Annotated in this window: 21 protein-coding genes and 2 tRNA genes; 18 read left to right on the top strand and 5 right to left on the bottom strand. The window is 53.5% G+C overall.

The window, feature by feature from the left end:
• Positions 1-31 precede the first annotated feature (31 nt).
• Positions 32-391: a 50S ribosomal protein L20 gene (rplT, locus tag OLTU_RS30995; protein WP_141736579.1), complete on the top strand. Its 360-nt coding sequence runs from the start codon at positions 32-34 to the stop codon at positions 389-391.
• Between the two features lie 374 nt (positions 392-765).
• Here the strand turns inward: rplT and OLTU_RS30990 are convergent, their stop codons facing one another.
• From OLTU_RS30990 to OLTU_RS30975, 4 genes are all read right to left on the bottom strand, one after another.
• Complete coding sequence (locus OLTU_RS30990; RefSeq protein WP_141736578.1) at positions 766-2,073, bottom strand: hypothetical protein; 1,308 nt, start codon at positions 2,071-2,073, stop codon at positions 766-768.
• Between the two features lie 387 nt (positions 2,074-2,460).
• Positions 2,461-3,057, bottom strand: coding sequence for a mobile mystery protein B (locus OLTU_RS30985; protein ID WP_176737113.1), 597 nt, complete (start codon positions 3,055-3,057; stop codon positions 2,461-2,463).
• Positions 3,054-3,500, bottom strand: coding sequence for a helix-turn-helix domain-containing protein (locus OLTU_RS30980; RefSeq protein ID WP_218110383.1), 447 nt, complete (start codon positions 3,498-3,500; stop codon positions 3,054-3,056). Before OLTU_RS30980 ends, OLTU_RS30985 begins: the two co-directional genes overlap by 4 nt.
• 138 nt (positions 3,501-3,638) lie before the next feature.
• A tRNA-Leu gene (locus OLTU_RS30975) sits at positions 3,639-3,721 on the bottom strand.
• A gap of 130 nt (positions 3,722-3,851) precedes the next feature.
• Here OLTU_RS30975 and OLTU_RS30970 point away from each other — a divergent pair.
• From OLTU_RS30970 to dnaB, 9 genes are all read left to right on the top strand, one after another.
• Positions 3,852-4,100, top strand: coding sequence for a DUF1844 domain-containing protein (locus tag OLTU_RS30970; RefSeq protein ID WP_176737112.1), 249 nt, complete (start codon positions 3,852-3,854; stop codon positions 4,098-4,100).
• Positions 4,101-4,160: 60 nt separating this feature from the next.
• Positions 4,161-6,797: an ATP-dependent Clp protease ATP-binding subunit gene (locus tag OLTU_RS30965; protein WP_141736574.1), complete on the top strand. Its 2,637-nt coding sequence runs from the start codon at positions 4,161-4,163 to the stop codon at positions 6,795-6,797.
• 89 nt (positions 6,798-6,886) lie between these two features.
• Positions 6,887-6,961, top strand: a tRNA-Gln gene (locus OLTU_RS30960).
• A 104-nt stretch (positions 6,962-7,065) separates the two neighbouring features.
• On the top strand, positions 7,066-8,001 hold the full coding sequence (locus OLTU_RS30955; protein WP_141736573.1) for a ribose-phosphate pyrophosphokinase: 936 nt from the start codon (positions 7,066-7,068) through the stop codon (positions 7,999-8,001).
• Positions 8,002-8,177: 176 nt separating this feature from the next.
• A complete protein-coding gene (locus tag OLTU_RS30950; protein WP_176737111.1) occupies positions 8,178-8,459 on the top strand; it encodes a 50S ribosomal protein L25 in 282 nt (93 codons plus the stop codon).
• Positions 8,460-8,471: 12 nt separating this feature from the next.
• A complete protein-coding gene (gene pth / locus OLTU_RS30945) occupies positions 8,472-9,011 on the top strand; it encodes an aminoacyl-tRNA hydrolase (protein WP_141736571.1) in 540 nt (179 codons plus the stop codon).
• A 24-nt stretch (positions 9,012-9,035) separates the two neighbouring features.
• Complete coding sequence (gene rpsF / locus OLTU_RS30940) at positions 9,036-9,449, top strand: 30S ribosomal protein S6 (protein ID WP_141736570.1); 414 nt, start codon at positions 9,036-9,038, stop codon at positions 9,447-9,449.
• Positions 9,450-9,452: 3 nt separating this feature from the next.
• A complete protein-coding gene (gene rplI, locus OLTU_RS30935) occupies positions 9,453-9,899 on the top strand; it encodes a 50S ribosomal protein L9 (protein ID WP_141736569.1) in 447 nt (148 codons plus the stop codon).
• Between the two features lie 64 nt (positions 9,900-9,963).
• Positions 9,964-11,310: a replicative DNA helicase gene (gene dnaB / locus OLTU_RS30930; protein ID WP_141736568.1), complete on the top strand. Its 1,347-nt coding sequence runs from the start codon at positions 9,964-9,966 to the stop codon at positions 11,308-11,310.
• A 246-nt stretch (positions 11,311-11,556) separates the two neighbouring features.
• Here dnaB and OLTU_RS30925 read toward each other — a convergent pair whose 3' ends face one another.
• Entirely contained in the window at positions 11,557-11,934 is a 378-nt protein-coding gene (locus OLTU_RS30925; RefSeq protein ID WP_141736567.1) for a helix-turn-helix domain-containing protein, read from the bottom strand.
• Between the two features lie 348 nt (positions 11,935-12,282).
• Between OLTU_RS30925 and grpE the strand changes: the two genes are divergently transcribed.
• The 8 genes from grpE to OLTU_RS30885 all read left to right on the top strand — a co-directional run bounded on the left by grpE (position 12,283) and on the right by OLTU_RS30885 (position 19,581).
• Positions 12,283-12,876 (top strand): nucleotide exchange factor GrpE, encoded by a 594-nt coding sequence (gene grpE / locus OLTU_RS30920; RefSeq protein WP_176737110.1) that lies wholly within the window; start codon positions 12,283-12,285, stop codon positions 12,874-12,876.
• Positions 12,877-12,899: 23 nt separating this feature from the next.
• Positions 12,900-13,298: a hypothetical protein gene (locus OLTU_RS30915; protein ID WP_141736565.1), complete on the top strand. Its 399-nt coding sequence runs from the start codon at positions 12,900-12,902 to the stop codon at positions 13,296-13,298.
• A gap of 124 nt (positions 13,299-13,422) precedes the next feature.
• Positions 13,423-15,870, top strand: coding sequence for an endopeptidase La (gene lon / locus OLTU_RS30910; RefSeq protein WP_141736564.1), 2,448 nt, complete (start codon positions 13,423-13,425; stop codon positions 15,868-15,870).
• Positions 15,871-15,950: 80 nt separating this feature from the next.
• Positions 15,951-16,187 carry a hypothetical protein gene (locus OLTU_RS30905; protein WP_141736563.1) on the top strand — a complete coding sequence of 79 codons (237 nt, stop codon included), beginning with the start codon at positions 15,951-15,953 and terminating at the stop codon, positions 16,185-16,187.
• 190 nt (positions 16,188-16,377) lie between these two features.
• A complete protein-coding gene (gene def / locus OLTU_RS30900; protein WP_141736562.1) occupies positions 16,378-16,941 on the top strand; it encodes a peptide deformylase in 564 nt (187 codons plus the stop codon).
• On the top strand, positions 16,931-17,599 hold the full coding sequence (gene rpe / locus OLTU_RS30895) for a ribulose-phosphate 3-epimerase (protein WP_141736561.1): 669 nt from the start codon (positions 16,931-16,933) through the stop codon (positions 17,597-17,599). Before def ends, rpe begins: the two co-directional genes overlap by 11 nt.
• Positions 17,596-19,110 carry a histidine ammonia-lyase gene (gene hutH / locus OLTU_RS30890; protein ID WP_141736560.1) on the top strand — a complete coding sequence of 505 codons (1,515 nt, stop codon included), beginning with the start codon at positions 17,596-17,598 and terminating at the stop codon, positions 19,108-19,110. Before rpe ends, hutH begins: the two co-directional genes overlap by 4 nt.
• On the top strand, positions 19,111-19,581 hold the full coding sequence (locus OLTU_RS30885) for a hypothetical protein (RefSeq protein ID WP_141736559.1): 471 nt from the start codon (positions 19,111-19,113) through the stop codon (positions 19,579-19,581). It begins immediately after the preceding gene.
• Positions 19,582-19,588: the final 7 nt, after the last annotated feature.

The raw sequence follows: 19,588 nt of genomic DNA, 5'->3' as shown, positions 1-19,588 counted from the left end.
TAACCTGACCTTCTTTTAAAGGATAGAGACTATGGCACGCGCCAAACGCGGTTTTAAAGCAAGACGTCGTAGAAAGAAAATATTCGCCCTGGCAAAAGGCTTCCGTGGAGCCCGCAAGAACCGGTTCCGCAACTCCATTCACGTCGTGCGTCGCAGCCTTGTGTACGCCTACCGTGACCGTCGCGTGAAGAAACGCGAATTCCGCAAGCTGTGGATCGTGCGTATCAACGCCGCTGTCCGCGCTGCCGGCCTGCGCTACTCCGAGTTTATCCATGGTTTGAAAAAGGCCAACATCACTTTGGATCGGAGCGTCCTCGCCGATCTGGCTCTGAACCAGCCAGCCGCTTTTGCTGATCTTGTGAACAGCGCCAAGGCAGCTTTGGCTCGCTAAAACGCAGTTTCAAATAAGACTTATCCACAGGAATTGAATGATCCTGTGGATTTTTTTTTATTCGATTTATCGGTGAGTTAGACCTGGTACCCCTTGGTCCATGGTGGGAGATATCCACAAGCGCCTGTGGATAAGTTCGACAGTGATGGACTGCCGTGCAACTGCCTCAAAATTCGTCTTCCGTATTTCAGAGTTTCTCAGTATGGACCAACTTATTTTAAACATCAAGAGGCATAGTATTCTCTCTGATAAGAGGCACTTACTTGCGATTTGAGGCTTGGTAAAGTTGCAAAAAACTATCCAATGTGAGTAGGCCCGAAGAGAAACACGGCCCAGGACCGTGTCATAGTGATCTCTTCGAGCCTCATTCCACCTTAGATATTCACGTTTCCGAGGTCGATCGTGGTGAAGTCGAGGGGCTTGTTTTCCACCCAGGGCTTGTTGCGAAGGATGGCGCTATCAGCAGGATGCAGAAGGTAAGGAACCTGCGCATCGCTGTTGAATTCGATGCCTGTGATACCGGAACATGCGCCGGCCACAGGATCCGCCTGATCCTTCCAGCACATGGTGGCTGCGTCAACCGCCGTAAAGAAAGAGGCTTTCAGGAAGGCGTCGACGTCTGATGTGTTCGAGGATTTATAGCCGCGTGAGGTCAGGCCGCCCGTCAGGGTTCCTTCCAGAGTAAAGAGGCTTCCATTGTAGGTGACAGGTTCCGTGCTGCTCGAATAGGTATTGGCCACAACACCCGAAATGCTATCGAGGGCTGAGAACTCAGCGCTGGCATTCAGTGTGCCTTTGGCGAGGATCACATCATGCACGGTGCCTTGCCATTGCTCTTCCGTGCTGACGCCAAAGCAGGTTTTCAAAGCATCGCCCGTGGCATCATCACAGTCCACGATCATGCGACGGTAAACATAGCGAAGTTCGCCGTTTTCGATGTCCACAGACACGGCTACAGCGTCGTCACCGAAGTTTTGGGTGCCGCGGGAATAGGAGGCAAAGGCGAGACTCTTATCCTTCTCTTCTTTGAAGAGCATCCGATATTCGCTCTCTTCGCCGGCCGTGATTTTCAGATCCAAATCCCAGCCTTCCACTTCCGGAGTGGCCGTGGCGTTGACGACGACATTCAACTCCCCACCTTCAGCGAGACCGGTGTCCGGATCATCCAGCAGCGAACCGAAGCACTCACGCGTGACATTCAGAGTGACATCATGATCTTCACCGTCCAGCGCCGCATCTTCAACATTCGACAGCGCGCAGGCAAAAACTTTCGGCATGAAATAGGCGCCTTGCACCGAAGTGCTGTTATCGGTCTTGTTGACGATCGAGCAGTAGATACGGCCGGTGCCGAAGCGTGGGTCGCTATCCTGGAAAAAGCCTTGAGCATTATTCTTGCTGGCATCCTTCAGATCAACCGGATAGTTGGTGTCGTCATGGCAACCGATGTCGCCTTCATCCTCCAAACGCAGGCCCGAGGTCGCGCCGGCGATTGGTCCGCTCAGGTTGGTCCCCAGGCTGGAAATGCTGGAGTCCATCGACAGGAGCAGCGTACCGGGTTTGGTTTCCAGTTCACCGATCGTAGCAGGAGTTTTGGCATCAGCGGTGCTATCCGAATCGCTTTTGCCACAGGCCGTGACCAACCCTGTCGTCAGGGAAAAGAACAGAACAAGCGAATGTCTCATGGCGAATCCTTCGTGCAAAAATTTCCGTACATGCCCGGGATATTCGGCAGGTCTTTGTAAAGACTTCCATACGTTTTCGTCCGAATGACGCTCATGCCGCCAGGGTATGAATCGGGTGCACAGGATTGGGACAATCGGGAGAATATTGGGACAAATTTTTGTCCCAATACTCGAAGTGTGGAGGAGTATGAGTGAGGAAGAAAAAGGCGGATTTAGAGGCGGTGGTTTTCACAACTCTGAAAGAAAAGTAAACGATAAGAGTCCCAGACGTCGCTCAAGCAGCTGGATGTCGAAATCGGATGCTTGAAAAAGAGGCATAGGCGGGCTTCAATATTCGGCCTACCTGTGATGGGACTTTGGGTGTCAGAAGATCATGAATAATAACTTCTAGGAAAACATGAAGTCCGACAGGAGCGAATGGTTCTTCTGCCAGCGCGCTGTTTCAAGTGCATCAATATAAGTTTTTCTGCCCCGGCCTGGATCGCCCGTTTGGCATCGTCCCCAGAGCGGTATCTCAGCGTTCGTAGTGCGGCAAAAATGTTCAACTATTATTCTCCCGAATCGACCGTTGCCGTTTGCGAACGGATGTATGGTTTCGAGCCGCTCATGAAATCGAGCCGCGATTGTTCTTGGCGGAAATGATTGATGGTCCGTCCAAGTTTTCAAATTCGATTCGAGCAGGAAAAGTTCGGTTCGGATTTGATAGGGCTTGATAAAGCCAACGTTATCCAGTTCATGATCGCGGATTTTTCCTGCCCAAGTCCAAACGTCTTCAAAAAGTTTTTTGTGCAAGCGAATCCAAAACATGCTCTCACGCGGATCCTTTCTTTGCGTTGAAAGCCAGTTTATACCGCGTGCGATATTCGCTTCTTCATGCTCATCAAGTTCACCGACGGTTTGAATGGTCTTTATCTTAAGACCTTTCTGAAGTTCTCGTGGGAGTGGAGTTTGTCCGTCGCGGTCTTTGAAAAGAAAGTTCGTCACCAGACATCTCTGCGATCGAAAAGTTCTTGGGCGAGACGTGCCACGCGGGCTTTCAGGGGATCTTCGACGCGCTGATCTTCGAGTTGCATGTGAACGTCAGCTTGTTTGATGAGGCGAGTAGCCTTTTCCTGAGCTTTCTCCTTGAGATATTCGTTGATGGGCTGCTTCGGAACGAACGCGTATATCAATTCACAGTTCATAGCCTGAGCAATTTTCTCCAAGGTCTGAAGCGTGACCTGTCCCTTGGCCTCCCTCTTTTCCATTTGTTGCACTGTGGGTATCGAAAGATCGGCTGCCTTCGCCAAATTGGCGAAAGTCATTCCGATCGTGTGACGTACATAGGCTATCCATCCACCTTTTACCTTCATATGAGGAAGGGTGCGTCGTAGCGCTTTGAAGCGTCGTTCAGCTTGTTCGATACTTAGGGAATGGCCAGCGCTCATGTCCGCTCCACTTATGTAAATTTGCATAAAAAATTATCTCATAATTATGCTTAAAAGCATAAAATATCAATCACGAATTATGCTTTTAAGCATAATCATTCATCGATAAATTACAATAATTGCAGGGAAAATAATGATTGGTGCGGACGGAGAGACTTGAACTCTCACACCAAAGGCACTGGCTTCTAAGACCAGCGTGTCTACCATTCCACCACGTCCGCAGAAGACGAGCAGAAACTTATACCTTTGGCCGGCGCAAATTTAAAGAGTTAACTGGCATGATCGCCATGTTGGCTGGATCTTGAAGCAGGATAAGGATCCGTACTATAAGAAGAGCAGTGAGGTGCGATGATGGCAAACGGATCTGAAGTCGATTTTTCTGGTTTAATTCTGGGATTCTGCTCGGCGGCGTTGTCCTATATGGGCCTCGGTCCCGAAAAGGTGAGCCGTAATCTGATACTGGCGCGTCAGAATATAGATATTCTTGAGCTTCTTGCCAATAAGACCAAAGGGAACTTGAGCGCCGAGGAGGACAAGCTGATGCAGGAAGTTCTGCATGATCTGCGCCTCAAGTTTGTAGAAGCCAGTCGCCAGGGCTAAGCCCGCGTCCTGATTCTTCCGACACAGGACCTACCCCCATATGGATCAAGGGAGTGGGTCGTGGATGTTTCCCGCTATAGCTTTGAAGCGCAGACTGTTCTGCACTTCGCCCTGCGTTATGCCAAGGGTCTCGGGCATGACTATATGGAAGTCGAGCATGTGGCCCTCGCCATGCTGCGCCGGGACTTTCAAATGCTCGATGCGGAATCACACGCCCGTCTTGAAAAAGCTCTTGAAGACTTTTTGCAGCTTTACCCAAAAAAATTCGGTCGCGTGGCCGTTGGCTTTGGGCCGCGTTTGAACCTGGTCCTCGATCAGGTGGAGGCCGCGCATCAGAAGCGGCCGATCACCAACCAGGACCTCTGGCCACTTCTTGTGAACTCTTCCACCGTGATGCAGGAAACCCAGCGCTCCACTCAGGACGACAAGGCCCGGGATTTTCAAGTCTGGCAGGTGCCACAGGCCAGGACGCCCCCCAAACAAAAGGTTGTGAAAAACAATCCAGAGCCGCCCAAGGCGGAACCCAAAAAGGAAGCGGATTCATCGCGTAAACTCGAAGCCGAACTCGACAAGCGTCTGCGCGACTTTACACACGATTTCACCGAGCAGGCCAGCCGTGGCGTCATCGATCCTGTGATCGGCCGTGACACGGAAATCCGCCGCGTTTTGGAAATTTTGAGCCGCAAGAAAAAGAACAATCCCATTCTTCTCGGTGACCCCGGTGTAGGCAAGACCGCCATCGCCGAGGGCATTGCCCTGCGGATCGTGGAAGAAAAAGTTCCGGAATCCTTGAAAGGGGTGCGCGTTCTCAGTCTGGATCTCGGCGCCCTGCTGGCCGGAACCAAATATCGAGGGGAATTTGAGGAACGCCTGAAACAGCTGATCCGGGCCCTCGAAAGTCTCGGCGATCGCGTGATTCTCTTCATTGATGAAATTCATATGATCCTCGGTGCCGGACAAAGTGAAGGCAGTTCGGATGCGGCCAACCTTCTCAAACCTGCCCTGGCTCGCGGTCAACTGCGCTGCATCGGGGCGACGACGCTGGTCGAATTTCGAAAATACTTTGAAAAGGATGCGGCCCTGGAACGGCGCTTTCAGCCGGTGATGGTCGAGCAGCCCACCCGCGACACCACCCTTTCCATCCTGCGGGGTTTGAAAACCTCCTATGAAATACATCACGGCATTCCCATTCGCGATGAGGCCCTGCAGGCTGCCGTTGATCTTTCCATCCTTTATCTGCCGCAACGCAATCTGCCGGATAAGGCGATCGACCTGATCGATGAAGCGGCCGCACGGATCAAACTCCAGATGCAAAGCGTTCCTGCCGAGCTGGAGCAGCTGCAGGCGCAGGCGGCCCAGCTGCGCGTCGAGCAGCAGGCTTTGGAAAAGCAGGGTGGGGTGAGCAAAGGCCTCACGCAGGTGAAGGTCAAACTGGAAAAAATCAGTGAAGAAGCCGCGGCCATCGAAGCCATCTGGAAAAAGCATCAAAAGGATCTCGAACACATGCGCACCCTCGAAGTGCGCGTCGAGGAACTGACTTCCCTTTGGCAGGCCACCAAAAGCAGCAGTGATTTTGAAACCGCGGCCCGCTTGCAGTATCAGGAACTGCCGCAAGCCCGGGAAGCCTTTGAACAGGCGAAAAAGCATCTGGAAGCGCAGGAAAAAATCCATGCCTTCCTCGGACGGGCGGTGGATCGTCAGGAGATCGCCCGCGTTCTTTCGCTCTGGACCGGTATTCCGGTCGGAGAAATGCTTGCGGATGAAAAGCAGAGTCTGGCCCACCTCGAAACCCAGCTCAACGATCGCGTTTTCGGACAGGACGCCGCCCTCACGTCGGTCGCGAAAGCCGTGCGGCGTTCGCGTCTGGGCCTCAGCGATCCGAGGCGCCCCTCCGGTGTCTTCCTCTTTTTAGGACCCACGGGCGTAGGGAAAACAGAAACCGCGAAAGCCCTCGCGGAGGCGCTGTTTCTGAGTGAGCAGCATCTCATTCGCATTGATATGTCGGAGTATATGGAAGCCCATAATGTTGCGCGCCTGATCGGAGCCCCTCCGGGTTATGCCGGCTACGAAGGCGGCGGACTTCTGACCGATGCCATACGGAACAAGCCCTATGCCATCGTCCTCTTCGACGAAATCGAAAAGGCTCACCCGCGTGTTCTCGATATCCTGCTGCAGATTTTTGACGATGGACGGCTCACCGATGCGCGCGGACGTCTCGCTGATTTCCGCCACTGCTTTATTATCATGACGTCCAACCTCCAGGTCGGTGCCGGCCACGTGCCGGAGTCCGAGCAGGACACGGAAATGCGTCTGCAGCTCAGTGAGCATCTCAGGCCCGAATTGGTGAATCGCATCGACGAGGTGGTGCCCTTCAAAGCCCTGGCCCGCGTGCACTTTCATCGGATGCTGCACAAAGAGCTGGCGCAGCTCAATCTGCGGCTCAATGAACGGGATATCCGTCTGGAACTTGCCCCGCGCCTTGAACAGCTCCTCATTCAAAGCGCGATGAACAGCAGCTTTGCGGGCCGTGACCTGAAACGGGGCTTCCAAAAGTATGTAACCGATGCTGTGGCGCAGAAACTTCTCGACCCGGCTGTCGATTTGAAAGGTCTCTGGATCCTGGACTGGGAGCCTGTTCAAGGTTTGGTCTGGAGTCGTGATCAACGTCAGGATCGCTATCTTCCTCCCGCGCGTTAGCCTGAAAAATTTTGGAACAAGCTCTTGACGAATTATTTAGGGCTAGGGTAGTGTTAGGGCCCATCAAGGATGGCTCAACCAGTTCAAACTGGGGCGTCGACAAGTGGTAAGTCTCTGGATTTTGATTCCAGCATCCGTAGGTTCGAATCCTACCGCCCCAGCCACAACATCCTTTTCATTCCAAATTCATCCAATCCTATTCGCATCCGTTCACATATAACCCAGCGCAATCTGCGCCATGGCAACGTATTTCGCAGGGGCTTACGCTATGGATAATGACATGATCGTTTTCTCGGGCAATGCAAACAGGGAATTGGCAAACAGGATTGTTGAGCATCTCGATATCGAACTGGGTCATGCCCGGGTCGATCGCTTCTCTGATGGCGAAACCCGGGTGGAGATTCAGGATAATGTCCGCGGACGCGATGTCTTCATTATCCAGCCTGGTTGTGCCCCCGCCAACGAACATATTATAGAATCCTTGATCATGATCGATGCCTGCCGCCGTGCTTCCGCCAAGCGGATCACCATGGTCTGCCCCTATTTTGGTTATGCCCGTCAGGAGCGCAAGAGCGCCCCCCGCACACCGATTACCGCCAAGCTGATTGCTGATCTTTACACCGCTTCGGGTATCGATCGCATGCTGGTGATGGAACTGCATACTTCCGCCATCCAGGGCTTTTTCAATATCCCGGTCGATCACCTCTTCGCCAAACCCATCTTCGGGCCCTACTTTGAAGGCCGCGAGGATCTGCTTGTCGTTTCCCCGGATGCCGGCGGGACCGAGCGCGCCCGGGCCATGGCGAAATATTATGACTGTGGCCTCGCCATCGTCGACAAGCGTCGGGATCGTCCCAATGAGAGTGACGTGATGAACGTCATCGGGGATGTGCGCGATAAAAACTGCCTGCTCGTCGATGACATCTGTGATACCGGCGGGTCGCCGTGCAAGGCGGCCGAGGCCCTGATGGACAAGGGAGCCAAATCGGTCAGTGCGGCCATCACTCACGCGGTCCTGAGTGGTCCGGCCATTGAACGGATTTCGAACTCCGTTCTGAAGGAACTCGTGGTGACGGATACCATTCCTTTGCGACCGGCCGCCCGGGAATGCCCCAAGATTACCCAGTTGAGCGTGGCGGAACTTCTAGCCAAGGCAATTCGCCGCATTCATACAGCGGGTTCGATCAGCAGCCTCTTCGTTTAACAAAGGTGCTGACCGGGTTTCACGCTTTAAGGGAGAGACAAGGGACTTGCCAGTCTCAGTCGTTCCCTATATAACCCTATGCTCAAGCTTGGTCTGCGCACCTTTTTGCAGCCAAAATGATGCAGTCGACCCGAGAATTGGGCGCGGATGTGTGCTTGCTTTTAGGAGATGATGAAATGTCTGAAGAACTCGTAAAGATTGAGGCTTCCCCTCGTGAAGTCACAGGAAAGAGCCATATCCGCAAACTGCGCAAGAGCGGTCGCATTCCTGGTGTTTTGCTCGACAAAGGCCAAAGCATCATGCTTGAATTCGACCCCAAGTGGCTGGGAAAAGCGTACAAGAATGGCAAGCAATTTGAATTAACATTCAAAGGCGAAACCCGCGTTGTGAAAGTGGTCGACCTTCAGATCGATCCTGTGAAACGCATCCCTTTGCATGTGGACCTGATGTACGCCTAAGTCCGAGGGCTTATATTGAAGCTCATCGTAGGTCTGGGTAATCCAGGCGACAAGTACCACAAAACCCGGCACAATGCTGGGTTTTTGATCCTTGATCAAATTCTGTCCCGCGCTGGCGGCAGCTGGCAGGGTCGCAAATTTGATGCTGATTATGCACGCGTGCCGATCTGTGGCACCGATAGTTTGCTGCTCAAGCCGCAGACTTTCATGAACCTCAGCGGCCGCTCGGTAACCCAGGCTATGCGTTTTTATAAGATCGCCATCGAGGATGTGATCGTCCTGCACGATGACATCGATGTTCCGTTCGGCAAGGTGAAAGCCCGCACCGGCGGTGGACATGGCGGTCATAACGGAATTCGCAGCATCATGGCGGAAGGCGGTGCGGAAAACTTCGCCCGTGTGAAGCTCGGCGTGGGTCGACCCCATGGCGTTGGTGATGTTTCGAACTGGGTGCTCGGCAATTTCACAGTGGATGAACTCATTCAGGTGGAAACAGAGATGGTGGACGAAGCTCTGATTCGTCTGCAGGGTCTGATCCGAAATCCCGGCTGATAAGAAAGTAGTGTTAGAGCTCTCTTGCTGATCATAATGATTGGCTGCTCAATCCATAAGGGAGGTAGTGTTTTGCTACGTGAATACGAATTTACCTTGGTTGCCAAGGCTGATCTGCCCGACACTGAAAAACAAAAAGTTTTTGCGGGTTACGAAGAAATCCTGAAGCGCGGCGGCGGCGAGCTGATCCAGCGGAACGACTGGGGCGCCAAGCGTTTGGCTTATCCCATCCGCAAGCATTTCCGCGGCCATTATGTGTTTTATGATGCCGCCAGTACTCCCGAGAACATCGCGGAATGCGAACGCCTTCTGCGCATCGACGAAAACGTCCTGCGCTTCATGGTTGTGAAGATCGACGACGAAGTGGACATTGCTGCTCGTAAAGTCGAACTCGCCAAGGCTGCCGCGGCTGCTCAAAGACAGCCTGAGGAGAAGTAATCCATGAGATTGATTCTAAGCCAAAACGTTGAAAACCTTGGTCGTATCGGTGATCTCGTTAAAGTGAAGAACGGCTATGCCCGTAACTTCCTCATTCCTCGTGGATTGGGTGTCGTCGCCAACGAAGGCAACCAGGCTGCGCTGAACCACCAGATCCGTCTTCTGGAAAAGAAGAAAGCCCTGCTCCTCGGCGAAGCCAAAAAGCAAGCTGGTTTGATCGAAAAAATTTCTGTCACTGTCACCAAACAAGTTGGTGAAGATGAGAAAATTTTCGGTTCTGTCACCACTGCTGAGCTGGAAGAGCTGCTGGCGCAGGAAGGTGTAAAAGTCAGCAAAAAAGATATCAAGCTGACTGAAGAAATTAAAAAAGTTGGTGTTTACGCCGCCGAAGTTCGCGTGCATCCTGAAGTGGTCGCGAAATTCAAAGTTTGGGTCGTTGCTCCGCAATAACCCATGATAATTCCATAGGTCCCTCGCGAGACCTATGGAATTCAGACCTCACTGAGACTCCCCCATGGCGTCAGGACAATCTCTGCCTCATTCCATCGATGCAGAAAAAGCTGTACTCGGCGCGATTCTGAGCGATGCCGATAGCTTGACCCTTATCGAGGGTATGCTCGAAGCGAAGCATTTTTTCATCGATTCGCATCAAAAGATTTACGAAGCCATTCTGCAGCTATCCGCAGCAGGTGAGTCCGCAGATATTGTAACCGTTGCGGAAAGACTTCGTCACAACCAGGTCCGGGATCTTGGTCCAGCCTATTTGATTGATCTGACAGAAAATTGCCCTGTCGCGCAAAACCTCGAGCATTATGCGCGGATCGTGCGCAACATGTTCTATCGTCGCAGCGTGATTAAAGTCTGCCAGGACGTGGTGGATCGCGCTGAGAATTACGAAGGCAATATCGAAAGCTTCATCGAGAGTGTCGAGAAGCAGTTTCTGCAGATTTCTTCGGAATACGATCGCAAGGGTATCATTCCCGCCGATCAGGTCCTGGAATCGACGATTGACGAGATTCAGAGAAAGCTCGAACTCGAAGGCGTTGTTACCGGAGTCACCACCGGATTTAACGATCTGGATACGCTGACCGGCGGAATGCAGCCGAGTGACCTTGTGATCCTCGCCGCGCGCCCAGCGATGGGAAAAACCGCCTTGGTTTTGAATCTGGCGACGAACGCGGCCTTGTCTGGCAAGAAAGTGGCCATCTTCACCCTTGAGATGAGTAAAGAGCAGCTGATGGCCCGTGTGCTCTCATCGGTGGCACGTGTGGACTCCTCGCGTCTGCGCAAGGGGGATCTGAGCGATGAAGAGCAGGATCGCCTTATGGAAGGGGCCCGCCGCATTTATGAGCACAAGACCCATCTTGGTATTGATGAAACTCCAGGCATCAGCCTGATGGAATTGCGATCACGCTGCCGTCGTTATCACAAGGAAAATGGTCTCGACATGATTGTGATCGACTACCTGCAGCTGATGACAATGGGCGCCGATCGTCCCGACTCACGGGAGCGGGAGATTTCGGAGATCTCCATGGGCCTGAAGAACCTCGCCAAGGAACTCAAGGTGCCTGTGCTGGCGCTGGCGCAGCTGAACCGCGGTCCGGACTCGCGCCCGGACAAAAGGCCGAAGCTTTCCGACCTTCGCGAATCCGGTTCGATGGAACAGGATGCGGATATGATCATGTTTATCTACCGGGACGAGTATTATAACCCAGCTTCCGAACTCACCGGCATTGCTGAAATATTGATCGCCAAAAACCGGCACGGTGCAACAAAAACGATCAAACTCGCCTATCAGCCGAATTATGTTTCGTTCCAGAACTTATTCCAGGAAGGCTCCGTAAGCGATTACGAGGGTTGAGACGACGGCATTCCAAAAGGAAGGCTCAGTCAGCGATGGCGACGGTTGAGACGGCGGCATTCCATACGGAAGGCTCCGCAAGCGACGACAAAGATTGAGACGGCAGCATTCCACAAGGAAGGCTCAGTCAGCGATGGCGACGGTTGAGCAGGCTTGAAGCTGGCTTTTTCTCACGCAGGAAGGCCACGCGGCGACCACGAGAGGTGATGAGGAGAGCCTTCCAGAGAAGGAAGGCTTTTGATCATCTCAAAGACCGTATTGCTTGATCTTCTTTCGCAGTGTGTTGCGATTGATGCCCAGAATCTTGGCAGCTTGGACCTGATTTCCACCCACGCGGCGGAGAATCTGGACAAGCAGGGGCTTTTCCACTTTGGACATGATCAAATCATAGACATCATCTGGGTAGAACGTTCCAATTTGATCGAAGAATCGAGAGATTTTCAGTTCAACAACATCCTCGATCGAATACTGATCAAGTCTGGTGATGAGGTCTGCATCATCGATGTGGATTCCTCGGCGAGACAACGCAGATAAGCGTTTGGTCGTCTCCGAAGGAAGGCTTCGATCGGATGCGGATGACGTAGGTTCAGGATCCGGGGGCAGCTGGTCAATAGGATTTTCCATGGGCAACTCAGAATTCGAATGCTGAAACGATCCGCAAAGATCTCGGTCATGGCCCGAGAAACACTGCGATTTTGGGTGAGAAAGATTTAACGCATGCGCTCCGGCCCTGTCAACGCCCATCGCTGGATATCGCAATGGACAAGGCGCCCGGCAACCCTTGCCTACTTTTCAACACCAGGTGGGTCACATTAAAATGAGATTAAGGCGTCAGATCATACCTGCCTCCGCCAACTAAGGGCCCGCAAAGGTCTGAAAATCCTCAGAAGACTACAAGGTCTTGCAGTAAAGGTGCTTGCGTTGTAAAAAATCATGTCGTGTCAATGCAAGCAGGGAGTCAATAAGCCTTATATGAACGTTGATATACAGACTGAAAACAACAAAAATACTGAATCCAGCCATATCAAGGATCAGGCCGAAGGTGATGGAGCTGCACAAGCAGGTGCCACAGCTACCGGAACTGACGAGGGAGCGGAATTGCAGGATGAGAAAATCCGTCACCTCGAAGAAGAGGTTCAGGATGCCAAGGATAAATATCTGCGAACGCTGGCCGAGTTGGACAACATGCGCCGGCGCCACGAGCGCGATCGCCAGGACCTGCTGAAATTTGCAACAGAAAAACTTTTGCAGGACCTTTTGCCGGTTCTCGACAGTTTTGAAAAAGCGACGGTAGTTGTTGGCACTGATGCCGACAATGCGATTGTCGAAGGCATCCGCATGGTTCATAAACAGTTGACTCATGTGCTCGAAGTCAACGGGCTCAAGGCTGTGGAAGCAGCTGGCAAAGCCTTTGATCCCAACTTTCACCAGGCGATTCAAAGAATCGAAGGGGAAGTGGAACAGGAAACAGTCAAGGATGAGTTCCAAAGAGGCTATACGCTGAACGGCCGACTGATCCGTCCCAGCATGGTCAGCGTGCTGGTTCCCAAATCCGGACCAGGCTGATAAGAGCAGGGAGGACCTGAGGTGTGACGCGCAAGCGAGACGAAAAACCTTACTCCGGTCCTCCTGCAACTCCTGAACAGAATGCTGATGAGCAGGCGCTCCAGGAATTTTGTTCAAGTGTTCACTACGAAGAGATGAGCTTCGAAAACTGGTGCCAAAAGCACAAGAAGCTGGACCTGGAGATTCCGATCTTTGTCACGCGGACCCAACTTTCCGCAACATTTCGCACCGTGGTCAAATTCTCGCGCACCATCCGCACACACTCCGCGCACGGCCACCAGGAAAAACGCGAAAAGATCGAACGAGAACTGGTTTTAGGGCCTGATACCGACTGTCACAAAGCCATCAAGCTGAAGGGACTCGGTGACATTGTCGACGATCAGGCCGGCGATTTGTGGATTATCATTAAGGTTAAAGACTAGACCTCGTGGTCGAACCAAATCCAGAAAACGCTGGAAAAAACCGCAGAACTCATGTTTTCGCGGCGAGAGCCGAACAAAAATACAGGGTCAGAGAAGTAAAGTCCTCATCTAGCGGGAGTGAAGCATGTCGGAGACGAATCAAGGTAAGCTTGCAGTTGTCAACAGTGAGATGCCACTGCTGCCTCTGAAGGATATCGTGGTATTTCCCAACATGATTGTCCCGGTCTTCATTAATGAGGACCTGTGCGTCAATGCAGTGGAAAGTGCCTTAGCCAAACAGAGGAAGATCTTCCTTTCAGCTTTCAAGGTCATGGGACACGAAGGCGAAGGACTCGAAGCGCATCTGGAACCACCGTTCGATGTCTACGATATCGGCACTGTCTGTTCCATCATGCGAACCCGGAAACTTCCGGACGGTCGTATGAAGGTCCTGGTGCAGGGACTTCATAAGGCGATGGTCAGCGAGCTCCTCCAAACCGATCCTTATCCCAAAGTCATCGTCCAGAATGTTCAGGAACCACGAATTGCCAATACCACCAGCGAAGTTGAAGCCCTCATCCGCGCCGTCCGCGAAAGCCTCGAGAAAGTGGTCACCCTCGGCAAGATCCTGTCACCTGATATCCTGATGATCCTTGAAGATGTGAATGAACCAGGCCGCCTCGCGGACCTTGTGGCCTCCAACCTTGGCCTGAAGGTGAACGAAGCGCAAACCATCCTGGCCGTCGCGCATCCTCTGGATCGGTTGAAGCGTGTTTACAATTGCCTGTCACGCGAGATCGAAGTGTATCAGATGCAGGTCCGAATTCAGTCCAATGCCAAGGATGAAATCGGTCGCATGCAGCGCGAGCACTACCTGCGCGAGCAGATGCGCGTGATCAAATCCGAACTCGGTGATTCGGATGGCAAGGACGAAATCGATCAGTATTGGCAGCGGATGGAAGAACTTCCCTTGAACAAGGATGCCAAAGAGGAAATCGCCCGTCAGCTGAAACGCCTGGAGCGCATGCATCAGGACACCAGCGAAGCGGCCCTCACCCGCACGCATATTGAAACCATCCTGGCTCTGCCCTGGGGCAAGAAAACGCCTGATGCGCTCGACCTGCACAAGTCGAAGCTCATCCTCGATGCGGATCACTTCGGTCTCGACCAGGTGAAAGACCGGATCATCGAATACCTGGCCGTTAAAAAGCTGAATCCCGAAGCGAAGAGCCCCATCATCTGTTTTGTAGGCCCTCCCGGCGTCGGCAAAACCAGTTTGGGGAAATCGATCGCCAAATCCCTGGGTCGTGAGTTCGCCCGTATCGCCCTCGGTGGCGTGCGCGACGAGGCCGACATCCGCGGTCACCGCAAAACCTATGTCGGTGCCTTCCCCGGTCGTATCATTACAGCGATGAAAAACTGTGGCAGCAGCAATCCCGTCCTGATGCTCGATGAGATCGATAAGATGGCCTCCGATCATCGCGGCGATCCTTCGTCCGCTCTGCTCGAGGTGCTCGATCCGGAGCAAAACAGGAGCTTCGTTGATCACTATCTCGGCATCCCTTTCGATCTGTCGGATGTGATGTTCATTGCCAACGCCAACAACCTCGATACGATCCCGGCGCCACTGCGCGACCGTCTCGAAGTGATTGAAGTGTCCGGTTACTCGGAAGAGGAAAAGCTGGCGATCGCCAACCAGTATCTGATTCCGAAGCAGCTGAAGGAAGCCGGTCTGGATCAGGCCAACATTCTCTTCACCAAAAACTGCGTGACGACCATCATCAACGGCTACACCCGTGAAAGCGGTCTGCGTGGTCTGGAAAAGAAGATTGCCTCGGTCTGTCGCAAGATCGCCCGTCAGTATGCGGAAGCTGATGACAATGGAGCCATGATGCGGGAAGGCATCCGCCTCACCCCGACCCTGGTGCAAAAACATCTTGGCGCTCAGCGCTTTGATGACAACTTCTACCACAAGGAACCGCATATCGGCGTCTCGCTTGGGCTTGCCTACACCCAGTACGGTGGTGAAGTGATGGCGATCGAATCGAGCCTGATTTTCACCGGCAAGCATGCTCTGGTGCTGACGGGTCAGCTCGGCGATGTGATGAAGGAATCAGCCCAGGCGGCTTTGAGCTTCATCCGCTCCCGCTTCGCTGAGTACGGCATCGAACCCGATACGATCGAAAAGAACGAGTTGCATATCCACGTGCCTGCGGGTGCGGTTCCCAAAGACGGCCCCTCGGCAGGGATTGCCATGGCCACCTCGATCATCTCGGCTCTTTTGAAAACGCCGCCCAAGCAGCGCGTGGCCATGACCGGCGAAATTACGATTCATGGCAAAGTGCTGCCCATCGGCGGGCTCAAGGAGAAGATGCTGGCGGCCACCCGTGAGGGAATGACCGAGGTTATCATCCCTGAGAAGAACAAGGCTGTTTTCCAGGAGTTGCCACAATCTATCCGGCGCAGCTTGAAGGCTCACTTCGTGAAGGAATATAATGAGGTATTCCAAATCATGTTCGCTGAAGTCTGCGTCACTGACGCCAAGGTCGAAAAGCTGAGCACCCGGCGGGAAAGCAAGTCACTGGCCAGCTAAAGGCCGCCGACCCGATCTTCGCTGTCTTTTCATCTCTCGCGTTGGTTCGCAAAACAGCGATCCAACGCGAGGTTGTTTTTATGAAGGATTTTGGCACAAAAGTTCTGCGATTCCTTGGTGTTGGAGCTATCTGGGTCCTGATCCTCTCGGTGCCCATCAAGGGTCAAATGCTCTTTATCTACGCGACTGAAACCTTCGTTCCCTCTGGACTTGTCGCTGCTATCGGTGGGCAAGTAGAAACGACGTGGTATAAGGCCAAGGCCATGGCCCGCCATGCTTTGAGCGATGCCGAAGCCGAAAAAGAGCGTCGTTTCTAGGGAAAACCCCGCGAAGGCCCGCCCGGACAGCCCTGGACGTTTTGCCGCTCAAAGTTTCTGGACCTCCCTGCTTTCTTATTGCTATTTGTATGCGTGCAGCCTAACTAAGGCGCACCAAGGTTAAATCTTAATCCTCGCAAAATTGAGGTTCGTCGAGTCGAGCGATCGGCAAAGCAGGAGTTCGGATACCATGACCACGTTAAAGGTTATCGAGTGGCCAGCCAAAGTGCTGGAGACAAAGTCCACCGATGTCACAGAGTTCAACGCCGAGTTTCAACAGTTTGTGCAGGATATGCATGAAACCATGGACCATGCCGGCGGTATCGGTTTGGCTGCAAATCAGGTCGGCGTTGCCAAACGGGTTTTGACCATTTACATCCCCTGGTCGGGCAGCCGCTACAGTGAGCAGGAAGAAAAGAAAGAACACTGGCATGACGTCCGTTACACTTTTGTGAACCCCGTGATCACAAAGCGTGAGGGCAGGATTCGCTGGCAGGAAGGCTGTCTCAGCTTTCCCGAAATATATGAGTTTGTCGACCGGGCTGCAGAGGTCTGGGTCACGGCCCAGAATGAGAAGGGTGAGACCTTCGACGTGCATGCCACGGGCCTCTTCGCCGTCTGTCTGCAGCATGAAATCGATCATATCGATGGCATCGTCTTTATCAATCGCATGAGCCGGCTGAAGAGCTCGCTCGTGAAGAAAAAAGTGGCCAAACGTCACCGTGTGCTGGCGGGGGCCGAAGATGTCGAATAAACGCATTCTGGTCGCGCCGTCGCTCCTGGCCGCGGACCCCTTGCGCTTTGGTGACGATCTGGCTCTGGCGGAAGCCGCCGGAGCGGATATGCATCACGTGGATGTGATGGATGGCCATTTCGTGCCCAACCTCACCTACGGTCTCCCCTTTGTTCGGGCTCTGAAAAAACACTGCAGGATTCCTTTGGATGTTCACATCATGGTGTCCAATCCGGATGCCGTGGCCTTGGATTATGTGGAAGCCGGGGCTGATATCCTCGTCTTTCACGTCGAGGCCGCTGTGCATGCCCATCGTCTGATTCAGACGATTCATGCGAAGGGGGCCAAGGCTGGGATCGCGGTGAATCCAGGGACATCGCTGTCACTGGTTGAACCTTTGGTTCCTTACGTGGATCTGATCAACGTCATGTCGGTGAACCCCGGCTTTGGCGGGCAGAGTTTCATTCCGGAAAGTCTTGAACGCATCCGTGCGGTGAAGAAAATGCTCGAGCAGCGCCGCCGTGTGGATGAGGTTTATATTCAAGTCGATGGCGGCATCAATGCGGAAACCGTCGACAGTGTCGTCGACGCCGGCGCCAATTTCCTGGTGGCGGGAACCTTTTTCTATGGCGCTCCTGATCGCAAGCAGGCTCTCCAGATTCTGCGAGGCGAAGCATGAGTTTTCAATTGGGTCAGGATCGATTGACCACGGCTTTGCTTTATCAGCAGGTGGTCCAGGGCAAACCTGAGTATGTTTTGCCCGCAGCCAGCCGTGAACGCGTAAAACGCTACCGCCAGCTGGTTCAGACCGCTCTGGATTCCGGCAAAACCTATTATGGCATCAACACCGGCTTTGGTTATCTTTCTGATGTCCGGATTGAGTCGAGCAAACTCAATCAGCTGCAGGATAACCTCGTGCGCTCGCATGCCTGTGGGGTCGGTGATTATGTTGAGCCGGCTGTGGTGCGCGGCCTTCTGCTGCTGCGTGCGCATACCTTCAGTCTCGGTTATTCCGGTGTTTCGGAAGCCTGTCTGGACACGATACTCGAATTTTTGAAACACGATATCCTGCCCATGATTCCGTCGCAGGGCAGCGTCGGCGCCTCGGGTGACCTCGCGCCGCTGGCTCACCTGGCCTTGGGCTTGATCGGTGAAGGCCGGGTCCTTTATCAGGGTGAAGTCATGCCGGCCGCCGCCGCGCTGGAAAAGGCGGGCGTGAAGCCGGTCAGGCTCGGTCCGAAGGAAGGGCTCTCGCTTATCAACGGCACCCAGTTCATGGCCGTGGAAGCCTCGATTGCGGTCGAGGAAGCGAAGGTGCTCACCCAGTCCGCGGACATCATCGCCGCCTTGAGTCTGGATGCCCTGCGCGGTACCCTGAAAGCCTTTGATCCGCGCATTCATGAAATTCGTCCGCACAGCGGTCAAAAGCAGAGCGCGGAACGTATTCGCGCCATGTTCCAGGAGCACGATCCCATCGTCGAAAGTCATGCGGACTGTTCCCGGGTGCAGGATCCTTACAGCTTCCGCTGCGTGCCTCAGGTGCACGGCGCCACCTACGATACGCTCGGTTTTGTCGAAAAACAGATCAACACCGAACTCAATAGCGTGACCGACAATCCGCTCTGCTTTGAAAACGGTGAAATCCTGAGCGGCGGCAATTTCCACGGTCAGCCCATGGCGCTGGCCATGGACTTTCTCGGCATTGCAATGGCGGAAATCGGCAGCATCTCCGAACGTCGGACGGAAAAGCTCACCAACCCGAACCTCAGCGGTTTGCCGGCGTTCCTGACCCGCGAAAGTGGACTCAACAGCGGTTATATGATTCCACATGTGGTCGCGGCGGCTCTGGTGTCCGAGAACAAGGTGCTGGCCCATCCGGCCTCGGTGGATAGCATCCCGACCTCGGCGGACAAGGAGGATCACGTGAGCATGGGGCCGATCGCGGCTCTCAAGGCCCGTCGGATTCTGAAGAATATTGCCAATATTCTGTCCATCGAACTCCTGGCCGCGTGTCAGGGCATTGATCTGCTGGCGCCCCTGCAGCCAAATCCACGGCTGAAAAGGATTTATGATAGCGTACGGGCTCAGGCCCCGGCGATGGACACGGATCGTTCGCTTCACGACGAAATCAAAAATCTTTCTGCATGGATTCTGGACGGCAGCCTGCTAAAATGCGCAGAGGAAGCCTGAATGTTTACAACAGAGAAAGGGCTTATGATGAGGCATCAGTGGTTTCGGTTTTTCCCGATTTTATCCCTGCTGCTCTTCCTTTTGCCTGGTGGTCAAGCGTTTGCCGATCCTTTGGCCCAGGTGCAAAGAATCGGAGGACTCTTCAAAATCACGCGCATCGAGAAGCTCGGTAACAAGGACTTCAGAATAAAATTTGAAAGTGAAACCAAAACAGGTAAACATGACAAACTGGTTTTGCGCAGTGATCACGTTCATCTTGCCATGCAGGAGGGACAGGTGCTGCGGCTTTCGGCTGAAGTCTTGCGGGATACGAGCTCGGAGCTTGAAGTTACGCAGGTGCTGCTCTTTCTCCCCAGTGAGCATGGAACAGCGCCTATCTGGCTTCTTTCCAGCGACCATCCCACCCGGGATTTCCGCGGGGCGCGCTGGCTTGATATGCATGCGCCTCAGGCTGATTACACCATCTTATAAGCAGGCG

It is taken from the genome of Oligoflexus tunisiensis (assembly GCF_001748245.1).
Lineage (GTDB): Bacteria > Bdellovibrionota_B > Oligoflexia > Oligoflexales > Oligoflexaceae > Oligoflexus > Oligoflexus tunisiensis.
The sequence above is the reverse complement of the archived record's forward strand: the minus strand, read 5'-3'. Positions and strand labels throughout refer to the sequence as shown.

Excerpts from the sequence above, each read along its gene's own strand:
- OLTU_RS30970 (WP_176737112.1), top strand. The coding sequence starts at position 3,852 with ATGGCAAACGGATCTGAAGTCGATTTTTCTGGTTTAATTCTGGGATTC.
- rpe (WP_141736561.1), top strand. The coding sequence starts at position 16,931 with ATGTCGAATAAACGCATTCTGGTCGCGCCGTCGCTCCTGGCCGCGGAC.
- dnaB (WP_141736568.1), top strand. The coding sequence starts at position 9,964 with ATGGCGTCAGGACAATCTCTGCCTCATTCCATCGATGCAGAAAAAGCT.
- lon (WP_141736564.1), top strand. The coding sequence starts at position 13,423 with ATGTCGGAGACGAATCAAGGTAAGCTTGCAGTTGTCAACAGTGAGATG.
- OLTU_RS30980 (WP_218110383.1), bottom strand. The coding sequence starts at position 3,500 with ATGAGCGCTGGCCATTCCCTAAGTATCGAACAAGCTGAACGACGCTTC.
- rplT (WP_141736579.1), top strand. The coding sequence starts at position 32 with ATGGCACGCGCCAAACGCGGTTTTAAAGCAAGACGTCGTAGAAAGAAA.
- OLTU_RS30990 (WP_141736578.1), bottom strand. The coding sequence starts at position 2,073 with ATGAGACATTCGCTTGTTCTGTTCTTTTCCCTGACGACAGGGTTGGTC.
- OLTU_RS30950 (WP_176737111.1), top strand. The coding sequence starts at position 8,178 with ATGTCTGAAGAACTCGTAAAGATTGAGGCTTCCCCTCGTGAAGTCACA.
- grpE (WP_176737110.1), top strand. The coding sequence starts at position 12,283 with ATGAACGTTGATATACAGACTGAAAACAACAAAAATACTGAATCCAGC.
- OLTU_RS30925 (WP_141736567.1), bottom strand. The coding sequence starts at position 11,934 with ATGGAAAATCCTATTGACCAGCTGCCCCCGGATCCTGAACCTACGTCA.
- OLTU_RS30885 (WP_141736559.1), top strand. The coding sequence starts at position 19,111 with ATGTTTACAACAGAGAAAGGGCTTATGATGAGGCATCAGTGGTTTCGG.
- hutH (WP_141736560.1), top strand. The coding sequence starts at position 17,596 with ATGAGTTTTCAATTGGGTCAGGATCGATTGACCACGGCTTTGCTTTAT.
- OLTU_RS30955 (WP_141736573.1), top strand. The coding sequence starts at position 7,066 with ATGGATAATGACATGATCGTTTTCTCGGGCAATGCAAACAGGGAATTG.
- rplI (WP_141736569.1), top strand. The coding sequence starts at position 9,453 with ATGAGATTGATTCTAAGCCAAAACGTTGAAAACCTTGGTCGTATCGGT.
- def (WP_141736562.1), top strand. The coding sequence starts at position 16,378 with ATGACCACGTTAAAGGTTATCGAGTGGCCAGCCAAAGTGCTGGAGACA.
- OLTU_RS30905 (WP_141736563.1), top strand. The coding sequence starts at position 15,951 with ATGAAGGATTTTGGCACAAAAGTTCTGCGATTCCTTGGTGTTGGAGCT.